The organism is Saccharospirillum sp. ABV4_185 (assembly GCF_056159245.1).
In genome coordinates this window covers 1,686,029-1,701,068 of sequence record NZ_JBSWUW010000001.1, presented here as the reverse complement: position 1 = coordinate 1,701,068, position 15,040 = coordinate 1,686,029, and the positions used below count along the sequence as shown (strand labels likewise).

At 58.6% G+C, this 15,040-nt stretch carries 11 protein-coding genes; 8 read left to right on the top strand and 3 right to left on the bottom strand.

What is annotated here, in order from left to right; all coding sequences use genetic code 11:
• Positions 1-115: 115 nt before the first annotated feature.
• From ACXAE6_RS07925 to ACXAE6_RS07915, 3 genes are all read right to left on the bottom strand, one after another.
• Positions 116-1,807 carry a methyl-accepting chemotaxis protein gene (locus tag ACXAE6_RS07925; protein WP_475146448.1) on the bottom strand — a complete coding sequence of 564 codons (1,692 nt, stop codon included), beginning with the start codon at positions 1,805-1,807 and terminating at the stop codon, positions 116-118.
• 462 nt (positions 1,808-2,269) lie between these two features.
• Entirely contained in the window at positions 2,270-4,504 is a 2,235-nt protein-coding gene (locus ACXAE6_RS07920) for a methyl-accepting chemotaxis protein (RefSeq protein WP_475146447.1), read from the bottom strand.
• Between the two features lie 87 nt (positions 4,505-4,591).
• Positions 4,592-5,578, bottom strand: a complete 987-nt coding sequence (locus ACXAE6_RS07915; RefSeq protein ID WP_475146446.1) for a sugar kinase — start codon at positions 5,576-5,578, stop codon at positions 4,592-4,594.
• Positions 5,579-5,664: 86 nt separating this feature from the next.
• Here ACXAE6_RS07915 and ACXAE6_RS07910 point away from each other — a divergent pair, with 86 nt between their 5' ends.
• The 8 genes from ACXAE6_RS07910 to hemN all read left to right on the top strand — a co-directional run bounded on the left by ACXAE6_RS07910 (position 5,665) and on the right by hemN (position 14,930).
• Positions 5,665-6,399, top strand: a complete 735-nt coding sequence (locus tag ACXAE6_RS07910) for a GntR family transcriptional regulator (protein ID WP_475146445.1) — start codon at positions 5,665-5,667, stop codon at positions 6,397-6,399.
• A gap of 140 nt (positions 6,400-6,539) precedes the next feature.
• The gene (locus tag ACXAE6_RS07905) at positions 6,540-7,496 is read left to right on the top strand and encodes a C4-dicarboxylate TRAP transporter substrate-binding protein (RefSeq protein WP_392804877.1); all 957 of its coding nucleotides are present in this window, start codon (positions 6,540-6,542) and stop codon (positions 7,494-7,496) included.
• 64 nt (positions 7,497-7,560) lie between these two features.
• Complete coding sequence (locus ACXAE6_RS07900; protein WP_475146444.1) at positions 7,561-8,043, top strand: TRAP transporter small permease; 483 nt, start codon at positions 7,561-7,563, stop codon at positions 8,041-8,043.
• Positions 8,040-9,329, top strand: a complete 1,290-nt coding sequence (locus ACXAE6_RS07895) for a TRAP transporter large permease (protein WP_392804872.1) — start codon at positions 8,040-8,042, stop codon at positions 9,327-9,329. Before ACXAE6_RS07900 ends, ACXAE6_RS07895 begins: the two co-directional genes overlap by 4 nt.
• Positions 9,330-9,348: 19 nt before the next feature.
• The gene (gene uxaC, locus ACXAE6_RS07890) at positions 9,349-10,770 is read left to right on the top strand and encodes a glucuronate isomerase (RefSeq protein WP_475146443.1); all 1,422 of its coding nucleotides are present in this window, start codon (positions 9,349-9,351) and stop codon (positions 10,768-10,770) included.
• A 36-nt stretch (positions 10,771-10,806) separates the two neighbouring features.
• Positions 10,807-12,018, top strand: a complete 1,212-nt coding sequence (gene manD, locus ACXAE6_RS07885; protein ID WP_475146442.1) for a D-mannonate dehydratase ManD — start codon at positions 10,807-10,809, stop codon at positions 12,016-12,018.
• A gap of 23 nt (positions 12,019-12,041) precedes the next feature.
• On the top strand, positions 12,042-13,469 hold the full coding sequence (locus tag ACXAE6_RS07880; protein WP_475146441.1) for a mannitol dehydrogenase family protein: 1,428 nt from the start codon (positions 12,042-12,044) through the stop codon (positions 13,467-13,469).
• A gap of 105 nt (positions 13,470-13,574) precedes the next feature.
• Positions 13,575-14,930, top strand: a complete 1,356-nt coding sequence (gene hemN, locus ACXAE6_RS07875; protein ID WP_475146440.1) for an oxygen-independent coproporphyrinogen III oxidase — start codon at positions 13,575-13,577, stop codon at positions 14,928-14,930.
• The last annotated feature ends 110 nt before the right edge of the window (positions 14,931-15,040 follow it).

Sequence of the window (15,040 nt, the reverse complement as noted above, 5' to 3'; positions counted from 1 at the left end):
AAACCAAATACGCAACGCAGTTTAGATTGGACCGCCAAACCGGCCATTTTTTTAATGTGCTGAAAAGTTACTAGCTCCGTACCAGTCACCCCGGTCGGAGCTTTTTGAACGACGCTTACACTTGGTAACCTTTGACGATGGCGTCCAGATCCTGAACAGCCTTCGACAGCTGCCGACTATAATCACGCGCCGACTTGGTGCCGCTGGCCGTCTCGCTGGAAACCGTCACGATACGCTGCATGTTCTCGTTGATGGTTTCCGACACCGAGTTCTGTTCTTCCGCAGCGCTGGCAATCTGAGCATTCTGTCCGTTGATGGTATTCACCGCCGCCAGCACACTTTGCAAGGCTGTTTCCACTTCGTGCGCTTCGGACACGGTGTCATTGCTGCTGCCACGAATCGACTCAATCATTCGCGCCACTTCGCTGGAGCCGTTCTGCAAGCGGGTGACAATGGCTTCAATCTCTTCGGTCGATTGCTGACTGCGACTGGCGAGCTTGCGCACTTCATCGGCAACCACGGCAAAGCCCCGGCCCGCTTCACCGGCACGCGCCGCCTCGATGGCCGCGTTCAGTGCCAGCAGGTTGGTTTGCTCAGCCACATCGCGAATCACATCCAGCACCGCACCGATGGCGTCAGATTCTTTGCTCAGGTTCTGCGTCGCCGCAACGCCTTCGCTGACGCGATTAGCCATGCCGTCGATCACCGCTATGGCTCGACCCAGCTTGGACTGCGCATCTTCGGTCTGTTGCTCGGCATCGTTGGCCGCCATGGCCGCTTCGTTGGCCGAACGCGCCACTTCCTGAGACGCCGCCGCCATTTCGTTGATGGCCGCCGCCGCCTGGTCGCTCTCTTCCTGCTGGCTGATCACGCCGGTTTCGGTCTGACTCAAGATGGCGTCGAGTTTGGCGACCGAGCTGTTGATGTCGCCGGAAGAGCGGTGGATCTGCTGCACCAGCGCCGTTACCTGGTCGGCAAAGGCGTTGAAGCTGCGGCTCAACGCGCCGATCTCATCGCGGCTGTGAATGTCCAGCCGTTGCGTCAAGTCGCCATCGCCGTTGGCAATATCATCCATGGCATCGACCACCCGGCGTAACGGGTTGCTGATACCGCGTGCCACCACTAAAGCCACCACGGCAATGCCCAGCACCGCCAACACTGCCGCGGTTAAGGAAATACCGGTGGCGCGGGTCAGGTGTTGCTGAACTTCATCACGGGCGACGTTTAATTGCGCTTCCAGACCATCGATATAAAAGCCGGTGCCAATTACCCAGTTCCAGTCCCGCAGATAGATTGCCTTACTGATTTTCGGCGCCGGCACGCCTTCAGAGTTATTCCACCAATAGCGGGTCGGTTCATCGACGCCTGAGGTGGCTTTATCGACCATCGTCTTGGAAAAACGCACGCCATTAACATCTTCGAGGTTGGCGTGGTTCTGGCCATCCAGCGCTGAATTCGCGCCGTGCGCCAGCATGTTCACCTTGTCGTCCATAACGAAGAAATAGCCCGGCGCACCGGAATCGTCGTAACGCAGCTTGCGGATAATATCGAGCGCCCGTTGCTGGCGTTGCGCTTCACTGCCGGAAACGTTGCCCTGGTAGAGATCAATAATGGCGGTGCGTGCCAGCGACAGATAGCTGTTTAACTGGGTTTCGTAGGTTTCCGACAGACTGCGCTCAAAGGCAGTCACCGATTGCGTGCCCATGATGGACGCCTGGCGCAGGTTAATGGCGGTCAGCAGCGCCGCCACCAGGACCAAAGGCACAATCGCCAGCACCAGAATGCGGGCGCGAATATTCAAAGACATCCATTACTCCTTTACACATTGAATATCCACCAGACACGACCAACCCTTTCGGTGAGATGGCTCGCCGAAAATCGGTTATAGCGGGCATGATGGAGTCAGGGTGATCCCTGTTGTTTTTGCAGTGCGATACTGTATTTAGTGCTCGTGCGCGAACCGGCCGGTGGTCGTTTTTCACTCAATCCAGCCGCTCGCCATCATCTAGGGATGTCGGCCAAAGTCAACGAAGCTTGATCGTGATCAGGCTTTAACAGAGTCAATTGGAACGTCGATCGGGGATTATTTCAGCGTCAAATTAACGACAGAGAATGCGAGTTTTACTTAGAGTGTTGGCGCTGACAGCCAGAGTGATCTCGCAACACAAATAAACTTAAGCGCTGGATTTATCGCTCAAAACAATCATTTTTCCGCCAAAATACCGACGGCTTATTTTACCGAACACTGCGTTCCAGCCGCCTGGTCATATCAGTCCAGATGAAAACGGGTGACGCTGTTTTGCAGTTCACTCGCCAACTTGGCCAGACCGGTACTGGCGACGCTAATTTCCTGCACTGCGGTTTCGGTTTCCGAGGCCATGGAGGAAATGCGCGCGACATGAGCGGTGACTTCCGAGGCGACCGTCGATTGCTGCTCCGAAGCGCTGGCGATCTGCAGGGTGATGTCAACAATCTGCTGTACTTCTTTGAGCGTATCGCGCAAGCGTTCGGCGGTCTTGGTGGAACGTTCGGCAATGGCTTGCGCCGAGGCGCTGCAAGCATCGGTGAGTGTGGCGGCGTCTTTTGACGATACCAGCAGCGAATCGACCGTGTTGGCAATTTCATCGGTCGCCGTCTGGGTATTCTGCGCCAGGCTGCGCACTTCATCGGCCACCACGGCAAAGCCGCGGCCGTGTTCACCGGCGCGGGCGGCTTCGATGGCGGCATTCAACGCCAGCAAGTTGGTTTGTTCGGCAACGCCCTTGATGGTTTCCAGGATGGCATCGACGCCTTTCATTTCTTCGCGCAACGCCTGAATGCGGGCGTTGGCATCGCGCAGGTCGCCGGACATCTGGTTAATGTCAGCAGACATCTGCACCACGTCATCCACACCCTGGTTCACCGCCTGGTGCGTGGTTTTCGCCACCTGCGCCGATTCGTTGGTGTTGCGCGTCACCTCGCTGATGGCGCTGCTCATCTGCTCGATGGCGGTCGCCACCTGTTCGGTCTGCTCGTTTTGCCGATTGACGTTTGCCAGCGTATGACCAGTGATCGCCGTTAACTGCTGCGCCGACGACGCCTGCTGATCGGCCGCTTCGATAATGTGCTGAACCAGCGCACGCAGGCCATTCACCATGTCCTGCATCGACCGGTAAACGCCGCTGGTCGCCTGGTTTTCCGCGTCGTAGAGCCGCAAATCGCCATCGGCAATGGCAACCGCCACGCGCTGCAGATCGGCCGGTTCTCGCCCCAGAGGTTTGAGAATGCTGCGTGCGGTATAGAGCGCGATGCCGACGACGATCACCACCAGCACGGCGACGATGATGGCGGCACTGACCAGCAGTTGATTGGCCGGCGCGAAGGCTTCGGCCTGGTTCTGTTCGGCCACCAACACCCAGTCCAACCCGGCCGTGGTGATGGGGGCATAGGTCGACAGCACCGTACCGCCGCTGTAATCGAGACCGATCAGGCTGCCGGTTTCCCCCGCCAGACCTGCGCGGACGGCGGCGGTATCAACGCGACCGGTGTCGGGATGACGAAACGACATTTCCACGCTGTGATGTTCCGGGTCCATCACCGAATCGGAACGCATCAGCCCGTCGCTGCCGACCAGATAGGTTTCTCCGGTTTGGCCCAGGCCGGCGCGCTCATTCATGATGCTGCCCAGTCGTTCGGCGGGAAACTGCAACGCCAACACACCGACGCGTTCACCGTTAGCGAACACCGGCACCGCCATAAAGCCGGCAGGGGCATCATAGGACGGCCGGTAAACGCTGAAATCCACCAGCACGGCATCTGCTTCTGCGGGTAACTCCAGCGCCCGCCGATAGGCCTCACCCAGACCGGATTCGGCATAAGGGCCTTCACTCAAGGAGGTGGCGAAATCGACTTCCTTGTACACCGAATAAACCACGTCGCTGTTGTTGTTGATCAGGAAGATGTCGTAAAAGCCGAAGCGGCGCAGAAAGTCGCGGAAATAGGGATGCCAGCGACTGTGCGCCTGATCGTAACCAAAGAAGGTGTTGGGCGAGATCATCTCATCTTTGGCACCGAGCGGGTTGGGGTTGTTGGCGATGTAGGCGTATTGCATGGCCAAAGCGCTGAGGCTCAGCGGTTCGAGCATGGCTTCGGGGTCTATTTGCGCCTGCGGATGGGCTTCGAGCAGGCGCGGCTGAAATTCCTCGGCGTAATAAGGCAGCACGCGCGAGCGCAACGATGACAATGAGCGTCCCGATTCACGGGCGTACAGCCGATAACCCTCCGCAAACTCCACCATGGCATCGACCACCGCCTGACTGCGGGCCAGGCTTGAGGCCTGGTCAACGATGGTAACCAGATAGCGCTCAATGGCGGATTTTTTGATCGCCCGCACCGATTCCAGCTGCGCAAAGGCCTGATTTTCCAACGCCATACGGGCATCGCGCGTGCTGAGTACGGCCAGTATCAAAACCGGTAGCAGCCCTACGGCGAGCAAGGTGACTATCAGACGTCGCTTGAGCGTCATACGGGCGGCCCTTTGTTATTGTCATCACCATTAAAAGTAGCGCCGCCGGGGCTTAACCGCCATTGGAAGACGGACAGTAATGCGCCACTAAGGAACGCCGTTGTCCGCTTCCAGAGTTGTTAAGGTTCGGCGGTCGGGCAGACTTTCCATATCACCGACCACCTGAACGGCACGCGCGCCCAGACGATTACCGCGTTGCAACGCCTGCTGAACGGGGCGGCCATCGAGCAAAGCGCTGATCACACCCACCGCAAACGCATCGCCGGCACCGACTGTATCGACCACTTCGGCGACCGCTTCACCGCCCACCTGCAAATTGTGACGCTTACCATCCAGCTCGCCGCGATAAAAACTGCCTTCCGGCCCCAGTTTTATGACTACGGCCTTAGCGCCGCCGTCGAGGTAAAAATCGGCAATCTCCTCGGCGCTGCTTTTCCCGGTCAACAACTGACCTTCAGCCAGACCCGGCAACACCCAATCGACCTGGCGCGCCAGCGCATTGAGCGTCTCACGCATCACTGTCTCGCTCGGCCACAGGCTCGGGCGCAGGTTGGGATCGAAGGAAATCGTCGCGCCGGCGTCACGCGCCTTACCAATCAAGGCTTCACACAAAGCCAGACAACTGTCCGACAGCGCAGCGGTAATGCCGGTCAAATGCAGATGGCGCAGGCCGGATAAATCCAGCGCTTGCGCATCGGCCGGGCTCATATGGCTGGCGGCGCTGCCACGGCGGAAATACTCGACCTTGGGGTCGCGGCCGTCTTGCGCCTTTTCTTTGAACATCAGTCCGGTCGGGTGCTGCGGATCTTCAATCAGCGAGCGGCAATCGATGCCTTCGGCTTCCAGGCTGGTGCGCACATAGCGGCCCAGGCTGTCGGTGCCGACGCGGCTGAGCCACTGCACCGCAAAACCCAGCCGCGACAGACCGATGGCGACATTGTTATCGGCACCGGCCAGGCGGCGCTGAAAGTGCTCCACCCTGGCCAGATCGCCCGGCGTTTGCGCCACATAGAGCGCCATGGCTTCGCCAAAACAGAGGATTTCAGGGGCGCAGGAATCAGCGGGTATCGACATAGCACAGGCTCATTTTTTTTGTTTGACAGGCTACGAATGGTCTCACTACCATACTAGTTAGACAAGAATGGAAGATAACAACAAATATGACTGCCGACTTGATCGCCCTGTGGGATGACGCCCAATCCGAAAGCAATATGCGCCAGCGTATCTACGACGTGCTGCGCCAATCGATCATCCGTATGACCTTGGCCCCGGGTCAGGCGTTATCGGAAAAAGAAATCGCCGACGCCTTTTCCGTCAGCCGCCAACCGGTGCGTGAAGCCTTTATTCGTTTATCTGAAGCCGGGCTGGTGGAAATTCGTCCGCAGCGCGGCACCTATGTTGTACAGATTTCACAAACGGCGGTCACCGAAGCGCGTTTCGTGCGTGAAGCCGTTGAAGTGGCGGTGGCCTGCTCGGCCGCCGAACAAGGGTTGGATGACAAGGTGCTCTATGAATTGCGCGATCTGATTGAACGTCAGAAGCGTTGCATCGAACCGGCCGATCACGATCGTTTCTTCGAGCTCGACGAAGCCTTCCACCGCACGCTGTCGCTCGGTTCCGGTCACGATGCCGCCTGGCGCGTGACCCAGGAAGTCAAAGCGCAACTGGATAGAGTGCGTTATCTGTCGCTGCCGGAAACCACACCGCTGCCCAAATTGATCGAGCAACACAGCCATATTCTCGACAGCATTGCCGCGCGCGACGTCAAAGCCACGCGCGGCCATATGCAGGCACACCTGCGCGAAATTTTGCGCTCGCTGCCCGATCTGACCGAACGCTTTCCGCAGATGTTTGCCGGCGAATCCGGCACCACCCGGAAACGGGCATTCGGCTGAGGGCGTACCTGCCCTGCTGTTGTCCGGCGTAACCGACCGCCTGTGCGGTCATCTTCACGAAGCGGTTGCAACCCTTGGGTGACAACCACTGGTTTTTTTTACTTTCAGCTTCAGCCACAACAACAAGATTTGGAGTACCTATGAAAATCAGCAAGCTTTTGCCCGCCATCGCGCTGGCAATGGTCGGCAGCCAGGCGCTGGCCGATTACGAACTGAACCTGTCATCCGCTCTGAGCATGCAAGACCCGATCGTGCAATCCATGCAGGCCGCCAAAGAGCGCATTGAAGAGCGCAGCAACGGTGAACTGACATTGCGCATCTTCCCCAACAGCCAGTTGGGTTCCGATGAAGACGTCCTGGAGCAGATCCGCAGCGGTGCCAACTTCGCCATTTTGGTTGATGCCGGTCGTCTGTCTGAATACCAACCGGAACTGGGTATTCTGAGCGCGCCTTACCTGGTCGAAGATCCGGCTGATTACGACCAGATCACCTCGTCCGATCTGTACCAGTCTTGGGTCGATCAGCTGGCCGAAAACTCCGGTCTGCGCCTGTTGAACTACAACTGGTTCCAGGGTTCGCGTCAGATGCTGACCAAAAAACCGGTCAACACTCCGGCTGACCTGAACGGCGTGCGCGTGCGCACCATCAACTCTCCGGTTTGGATCAAAACCATTTCCGGCATGGGCGCCACCCCGACTCCGCTGCCGTGGACCGAAGTCTATTCGGCGCTGCAACTGGGTGTGATTGACGGCGCCGAAGCGCAGTTGACCGCCGCCAACGGCCAGAACCTGCAAGAAGTGGTTACCAACATCGCCCTGACCAAGCACATCCATCTGATGACCGGCCTGGCAACATCCGAAGCCTGGTATCAGAGCCTACCAGAAAACCTGCGCACCATCGTCGATGAAGAACTGTTCCAGGCCGGTGCCGAAGCCAGCCAGGCCACCATCGATGCACAAGCGTCCGTTCGCGCCACCATGGAAGCGGCCGGCGTGACCTTTAATGAAGTCGATACCAGCGTCTTCCGCGATGCCGTCAGCGGCGTCTACGACGAACTGGGTTACAGCGAATATCGCGATCAACTGCTCGGCAACTAAGCCGACCGGCGCTTGCGTCACGAAGGCGCAAGCGCCACTTTCCATTTGCATTCGAGGTACCTCTATGTGGCACTGGTACGACCGCATTGAGCAGTGGCTGGCCGTAATTCTGCTCAGCGCCACCGCACTCACCATGCTTGCCAGCTCAACCATGCGCGCCATCGGTCAGCCGTTTGCGGGCGGTGCCGAGTTGTCGCAATTATTGTTTATCTGGACCACCGTTTTGGGCGCCGACATTACCTTGCGCCACGGCTCTCAGGTCCGCGTTGATATTTTTACCGCCATGATGCCGCCGCTGTTGTTGCGTCCGGTCATCGTGCTGTGTCTGTTAATGATCTTTGCCTTTCTCGGCCTGCTGGCCTGGTACGGCTTTCCGCTCGCCTTCTCCAACTGGCAACGCCCGCTCGGCGTCGCTGATTTAAGTTACGGCTATGTCACTCTGGCGTTACCTGCCGGCGCCGTTCTGATGATGATTTCCCTGCTGCGTCGTCTGTGGCGCGAAGGCCTGATGCGGGTATTCACTCCCGATCCGGAGGAAACCCCATGACCGCCACTCTACTTCTGTGTTTCGGCCTGCTGTTAATGGCCATCGGTATGCCGGTCGCCTTTGCCATTGGCATCGCCGGCTTCAGTTATTTTCTGCTGCCGGACACCTTTTTGCCGGTGAACATCGGCGCCCAGCGTATTGTCTCGGCGACGCAATCTTTTCCGTTGCTGGCCGTGCCGCTGTTTATTTTGCTCGGCCATTTAATGAACGCCAGCGGCATTACGCCGCGACTGATTCGGCTGTCGACGCTGCTCGCCGGCTGGATGACCGGCGGCCTGGCACAAGCAAGTCTGGTGTTGAGTACGCTGATGGGCGGCGTCTCTGGTTCGGCCGTGGCCGATGCCGCCATGCAATCGCGCGTGCTCGGCAAAGGCATGACCGGTGAAGGTTATGCGCCCGGTTTTACCGGCGCTGTGTTGTCTATTGGTGGTCTGATTACCGCGACGATTCCACCCAGCATCGGGCTGATTCTGTACGGTTATCTGGGTGAGGTTTCCATCGGCCGATTGTTTATCGCCGGTGTCGTACCCGGCTTTTTATTGATGGTCGCGCTGATGGTGACCACTTACTTTGTCGCCAAAAAACGCGGCTACAAACCAGTGCTCGACAGCCGCCCGACGGGCCGTGAAGTGCTGGTCGCGTTGCGCGAAAGCATCTGGGCGCTGCTGTTTCCGCTGTGGTTGTTGATCGGCATTCGTTACGGCCTGTTCACCCCGTCCGAAGCCGGTGCGTTTGCCGTCGCCTATGCGTTGATTGTTGGCTGTCTGATTCACCGCGAAATGTCGCTTAAGCAAGTGCTGGCAGCCCTGCAAGCTGGTGTGCGCGACATCGGCGTGATCATGCTGATTATCATGTTTTCCGGCGTCATCGGTTACGTCGTGTCGTTCGAACGCGTACCGCAAAGCATCGCCGAATTGACCGTCGGCGTGTTCTCCAGCCAGTGGGCACTGCTGCTGACGCTGGCCTTGTTGCTGGTGTTCTTCGGCATGCTGCTCGAAGCCACCGTCGTGGTGATGTTGCTGACGCCGATTCTGGTGCCGGTCATCACTGCTGCGGGCATCGATCCGGTGCACTTCGGCCTGGTGATGATGATTCTGGTGACCTTCGGCGGCATGACGCCACCGGTGGGTATTTCCATGTACGCCGTCTGCGGCATCCTCGGTTGTTCCTTTGTCGATTACAGCCGGGAATTGTTGCCTCTGGCGCTGGCGGTTATCGCCGTTGTTCTGACCATTATTTTTGTTCCCAACCTGGTGCTGTTCTTACCCAACTGGTTAATGGGTTAGGCGGCATTTTGGAGCTGACATGACTGCACAATCGCAACACCCTTTCATCGGCCCGGATTTTTTGCTCGGCAACGCGGCAGCTAAACGGCTGTACCACGATCACGCCGTGCACATGCCAATCTGCGATTACCACTCGCACCTAAGCCCGGTGGAAATTGCCGACAACAAGGCCTTCGACAACCTGACGCCGCTGTGGCTCGCCGGCGACCATTACAAGTGGCGCGCCATGCGCACCGCCGGCATTGCCGAGCAGCGCATTACCGGCGATGTCGGCGACCGCGAACGCTTCCAGGCCTGGGCCGAAACCGTGCCCGACTGCCTGGGCAATCCGCTCTATCACTGGACGCATTTAGAGCTGCGTTTTCCGCTGGGCATTGATGATGTACTGCTGTCGCCAGAAACCGCCGACGATGTGTGGCAACGCTCGCGCGCCGCGCTGGCAAAGCCGGAACTCAGCCCGCAAGGCATTTTGAAACAGTTCAATGTGCGCGAACTGTGCACCACTGACGATCCGGTCGACGACCTGGCCAAACACCGCCAGCACGCCAAAAGCGGTAACGGCCCGACCATGTTGCCGACCTTCCGTCCGGACACCGTTTACAAGCCCGAACACCCGGATTTCGATGCCTACCTGCAACGTCTCGAAGCCGCCAGCGGCATCGATATCAAAGGCTTCGATGACCTGACGGCAGCGCTGCATCAGCGGCTCGATTTCTTCGCCGACCACGGCTGCTGTCTGTCCGATCACAGCCTGGAAAAACCGGTGTTTATGGCGCTGCCGTCAACCACCGAACTGAACCACATTCTCGACAAAGCCCGTCGCGGCGAGCCACTGTCCAGCGATGAAAGCGTCGGCTTTACCAGCGCCGTTTTGGTCTGGCTCGGCCGTCAATACGCCCAACGCGGTTGGGTGATGCAATTGCACCTCGGCGCGCAACGCAACCTCAGCCAACGTGGTCTAAAAAGCGTCGGCATTAACAGCGGTTTCGACGCCATTGGCGACGTCACCTACGCCGAACCGCTGGCGCAGTTTATGGACGCGCTCGATGCCGACAACCAGCTGCCGCGCACCGTTTTGTACAACCTCAACCCGCGCGATAACGAAATGCTGGCTGCCCTAGCGAGCAGTTATCAAAGCGACGGCATCGCCGGCAAAGTGCAGTTCGGTGCTGCCTGGTGGTTCAACGATCAACGCGATGGCATCGAACGCCAACTGATGACGCAAATGCAATTCGGGTTGCTGCGCCACGCCGTCGGTATGCTCACCGATTCGCGCTCGCTGCTGTCGTTTTCGCGCCACGATTATTACCGCCGCATTCTGTGCAATCGCCTCGGCCAACTGATGACCGACGGCGAATTGCCCAACGATATCGACCGCATCGGTGAAATGGTACGTGCGGTTTGTTACGACAACGTCCAGCGTTATTTATTCGAACGTTAAGCGTTCTTTTTAACGCGGACAACGAAAGGAAAGCACATGAGAATCAGCGATGCTTATTTGATCGTCTCGGCACCGGGACGCAATTTTGTCACGCTCAAGATCGTCACCGAGTCGGGCATTTATGGAATTGGCGACGCCACCTTGAACGGCCGTGAAATGGCCGTGGTCGGCTACCTGGAAGAGCACGTTATTCCGGCTTTGATCGGTCGTGACGCCAGTCAGATTGAAGACATTTGGCAATACCTCTATCGCGGCCCGTACTGGCGTCGTGGTCCGGTCACCATGGCCGCCATTTCCGCGGTCGATATTGCGCTGTGGGACATCAAAGCCAAGGCCGCGCAAATGCCGTTGTATCAATTGCTTGGCGGTAAAAGCCGTGAGCGTGTGATGACTTACGCCCACTGCACCGGCCAGGACATCGACGGTTGCTTGGCCGAAGTGCAAAAGGCAGTCGATGCCGGCTACCTGGCGGTACGTGTTCAGGCCGGCGTACCCGGCATTGCCACCACCTACGGCGTCGCCAAAAAAGCCGGCGAACGTTACGAGCCGGCCGATGCCGACCTGCCGGCCGAGCACGTTTGGAACACTTCCAAATACCTGAACCACGCGCCCAAGTTGTTCGCTGCGGTGCGGGAAAAATTCGGTGACGATCTGCATGTGCTGCACGACGTTCACCATCGCCTCACGCCCATCGAAGCGGCGCGTCTGGGCAAAGAAGTCGAACGCTATAAATTATTCTGGCTCGAAGACTGCGTTGCCGCCGAAAACCCCGAAGGTTTCAAACTGATTCGCGAACACACCACCACGCCGCTGGCGCTCGGTGAAGTGTTCAACACCATTCACGATTACCGCGAACTCATTGTTAACCAATGGATCGACTACGTGCGCGCGCCGCTGAGCCACGCCGGCGGCATTACTCACGTGCGCCGCATTGCCGACCTGGCGTCGCTGTACCACATCCGTACCGGCTTCCATGGCGCCACTGACTTGTCGCCGGTTTGCCTCGGCGCTGCCGTGCATTTCGATACCTGGGTGCCCAACTTCGGCATTCAGGAACACATGGCACACGAAGCGCTGACCGACGAAGTCTTCCCGCACGATTATCGCTTTGAAGACGGCCACTTTATTGTCGGTGAAACGCCCGGACACGGCGTCGATATCGACGAAGAAAAAGCCAAACAATACCCCTACAAACGCGCCAGCCTGCCGGTCAACCGACTGGAAGACGGCACGCTCTGGCATTGGTAACAGCGGTTGGTGAGTGCGGATTTATGACTTCAGATATTGGCATCGTTCATCTGGGCCTGGGCGCTTTTCATCGCGCCCATCAGGCGGCCTATGTGCAGGCTTATTGCGACCGCACCGGCGATACCGGCTGGGGTATTTGCGCGGCTAACTTACGCTCCAACGCAACGCTGGTCGACGACCTGGCAACGGCCGATTATCGCTACCATCTGGTGGCGTTTTCCGACCGCGAACATTACCAGATCAACAGTATCGACAGCATTCAACGCACCCTGTTCAGCGGCCGCGACAGTGACGGCAACTGGGGCCGCGACCTGGATGCACTGCTCGAGCAACTGAGCGACCCGTCGGTGCACATCGTCACCTTAACGGTCACCGAAAAGGGCTACTTTTTAAGCCCCGCCGAAGGCCGTTTATTAATCGACGCCGACGATCTGGCCGCCGACATTAAAAACCCGCAACAACCACGCACCGCGCCGGGCATTCTGGTGGCAGCACTGCGCCGCCGTCGCGCCGCCGACACCGCGCCTTTCACCGTGCTCAGTTGCGACAACATGCCGCACAACGGCGCACGTACGCGCAGCGCTGTTATGCAATTGGCTGCGCTGCACGATGCCGATTTGGCGCAATGGATTGCCGACGAAGTCGCCTTCCCATCGAGCATGGTCGACCGCATCGTACCGGCCATGACCGACGCCGAATTCGAGCGCCTGAAAACCCTGGGCATCGACGACCACAACGCTGTGGTCAGCGAAGCCTTTACTCAATGGGTTATCGAAGATCACTTCCCCAGCGGCCGCCCCGACTGGCAGGAAGACGGCGTGCAAATGGTCGCCGACGTGGCGCCGTTCGAGACCATGAAACTGCGCCTGCTCAACGGCAGCCATTCATTGCTGGCTTACCTGGGCAGCCTGGCCGGTTTCGAAACCGTCGCCGACGCCGTGGGCAACGCCACCATTCGCGACTTCCTGCGTCGCTATATGTTGAGCGAAGCGGCGCCAACTTTGGCCATGCCCGAAGGCACCGACCTGCACGACTACTGCGATAAACTGCTGCAACGTTTCGCTAACGACAGCCTGAACCACCGGCTGCATCAAATCGCTATGGACGGCTCGCAGAAGCTGCCGCAACGTTGGTTAAGCGGTGCTCAAGAGCAGCGCCAGAAAGACGCCGACCTGCCGTGCACCGCGCTGGGCATCGCCGCCTGGATTCGCTACTGCCGGGGTGTCGATTTAGCCGGCCAAAGCTACCCGGTGAGCGACCCGCTGGCCGACGACCTGGCGCAACTGCATCAGCAACACAGCGAGGTGGCAGCGCGGGTTGCAGCCTTCTTCGCACAAAGCGCTGTCTTCCCCACCGCCCTGGCCCAAGACAGCCGCTTTGTCAGCCAAGTATGTGAATGCTACAAAACACTGGAACAAACGCTGCGCTTCCAGCAAGACTGGCCCGCCTGACCGGGCGGCCATCCCAACCTTGACCCATATCAAAACGCGACCGAGCGGAAGGCGGCACACTGCCGCCATTCCATTACTGAACTCACAGAAGCCGGTCCGCTCGCCATGCAACTCGCCCTCTACGAAAAATACGATCTGCGCCTGCCACGCTACACCAGCTACCCCACTGCGCCGCATTTTCACTCTGGAATCGACGGCGAACAGCTGAGCCAATGGCTGGGCGAACTGGACCCGGAACAACCGCTGTCGCTCTACCTGCACGTGCCCTACTGCGAAAAAATGTGCTGGTTTTGCGGCTGCAATACGCAGATCACCCATCGCTACCAACCGGTCGGCCAATACGTCGATTTATTGCTCGAAGAAATCGACCAGCGCCTGTCACTGTTGCCGCCAGTCCAACGCTTTAAAGTCGCCCATCTGCACTTCGGCGGCGGCAGCCCGACCATACTTTCCGCGGCCGACTTAACCCGCATCATGGACCAGCTGCGCAGCCGACTGGATATTTTGCCGGACGCCGAAGTCGCCCTGGAAATGGACCCGCGCACCTCGACCGAGGCCTTTATCGACGCCATGGCTGCCAACGGTTTTAACCGCGCCAGCATCGGCATCCAGGACTTCAACCCAGCGGTACAAAAAGCCGTCAACCGCGAACAAAGCCTCGAGGAAGTCGCCGCCATCATCGAGCAACTGCGCGCCAAAGGTATTAACGGCATCAACGTCGACCTGATGTACGGCCTGCCCAACCAGAGCGTCGCAACCCTGATCGACACCGTCGACCAAACCATCGGCCTGCGGCCCGACCGCCTGTCGATATTCGGCTACGCCCACGTCCCCTGGATGAAGAAACACCAGCAAGTCATCGCCACCGACAGCCTGCCGGGCGTCGACGAACGTTGGGCGCAATACGAAGCCATCCAAAACCGCCTCGCCGCCCACGGCTACCAAGCCATCGGCCTCGACCACTTCGCCCACGCAAACGACAGCCTCGCCATCGCCCAGCGCAACGGCGAACTGCACCGCAACTTCCAGGGCTACACCACCGACAACGCCGAAGCCCTCATCGCCTTCGGCCCCTCAGCCATTTCATCGTTACCGCAAGGCTACGTCCAAAACCTCACCGGCGTCGGCGACTGGCGCAAAGCCATCGCCCAAAGCCAAAGCGCCGTAGCCAAAGGCGTGGCGGTTGATGCTGAAGACAGACTGCGCCGCGACATCATCAACCGCCTGATGTGCGACCTATCAGTAGACCTAAACGACATCTGCGCCCAACACCACAGCTTCCCGGATCGGTTTCTACCGGAGTTAGATCGAGTACGCGCCATGACCGGTGACGGTATTGTGGAAGTAGAGGGTTGGCGGATTCAGTTGACCGAGACTGGGCGGCCGTTGGTAAGAGCAGTGTGTGCGGCTTTTGATGGGTATTTGGAAGCAAATGCGCAGCGGCATTCGGCGGCGGTTTAGAGGGCGGGCTGAACCAGATCTATAAGTGGCTTTATAAGTTGTTGTATTAGTGGGAGTTTTATTCGGAAATGCCTGATTCTGGATAACTCCCGTCACCTCTTCCAAGCAAT

Coding starts and splice junctions, on each gene's coding strand:
- ACXAE6_RS07920 (WP_475146447.1), bottom strand. CDS start 4,504: ATGACGCTCAAGCGACGTCTGATAGTCACCTTGCTCGCCGTAGGGCTG.
- ACXAE6_RS07900 (WP_475146444.1), top strand. CDS start 7,561: ATGTGGCACTGGTACGACCGCATTGAGCAGTGGCTGGCCGTAATTCTG.
- ACXAE6_RS07880 (WP_475146441.1), top strand. CDS start 12,042: ATGACTTCAGATATTGGCATCGTTCATCTGGGCCTGGGCGCTTTTCAT.
- ACXAE6_RS07905 (WP_392804877.1), top strand. CDS start 6,540: ATGAAAATCAGCAAGCTTTTGCCCGCCATCGCGCTGGCAATGGTCGGC.
- ACXAE6_RS07895 (WP_392804872.1), top strand. CDS start 8,040: ATGACCGCCACTCTACTTCTGTGTTTCGGCCTGCTGTTAATGGCCATC.
- ACXAE6_RS07915 (WP_475146446.1), bottom strand. CDS start 5,578: ATGTCGATACCCGCTGATTCCTGCGCCCCTGAAATCCTCTGTTTTGGC.
- uxaC (WP_475146443.1), top strand. CDS start 9,349: ATGACTGCACAATCGCAACACCCTTTCATCGGCCCGGATTTTTTGCTC.
- ACXAE6_RS07910 (WP_475146445.1), top strand. CDS start 5,665: ATGACTGCCGACTTGATCGCCCTGTGGGATGACGCCCAATCCGAAAGC.
- ACXAE6_RS07925 (WP_475146448.1), bottom strand. CDS start 1,807: ATGTCTTTGAATATTCGCGCCCGCATTCTGGTGCTGGCGATTGTGCCT.
- manD (WP_475146442.1), top strand. CDS start 10,807: ATGAGAATCAGCGATGCTTATTTGATCGTCTCGGCACCGGGACGCAAT.
- hemN (WP_475146440.1), top strand. CDS start 13,575: ATGCAACTCGCCCTCTACGAAAAATACGATCTGCGCCTGCCACGCTAC.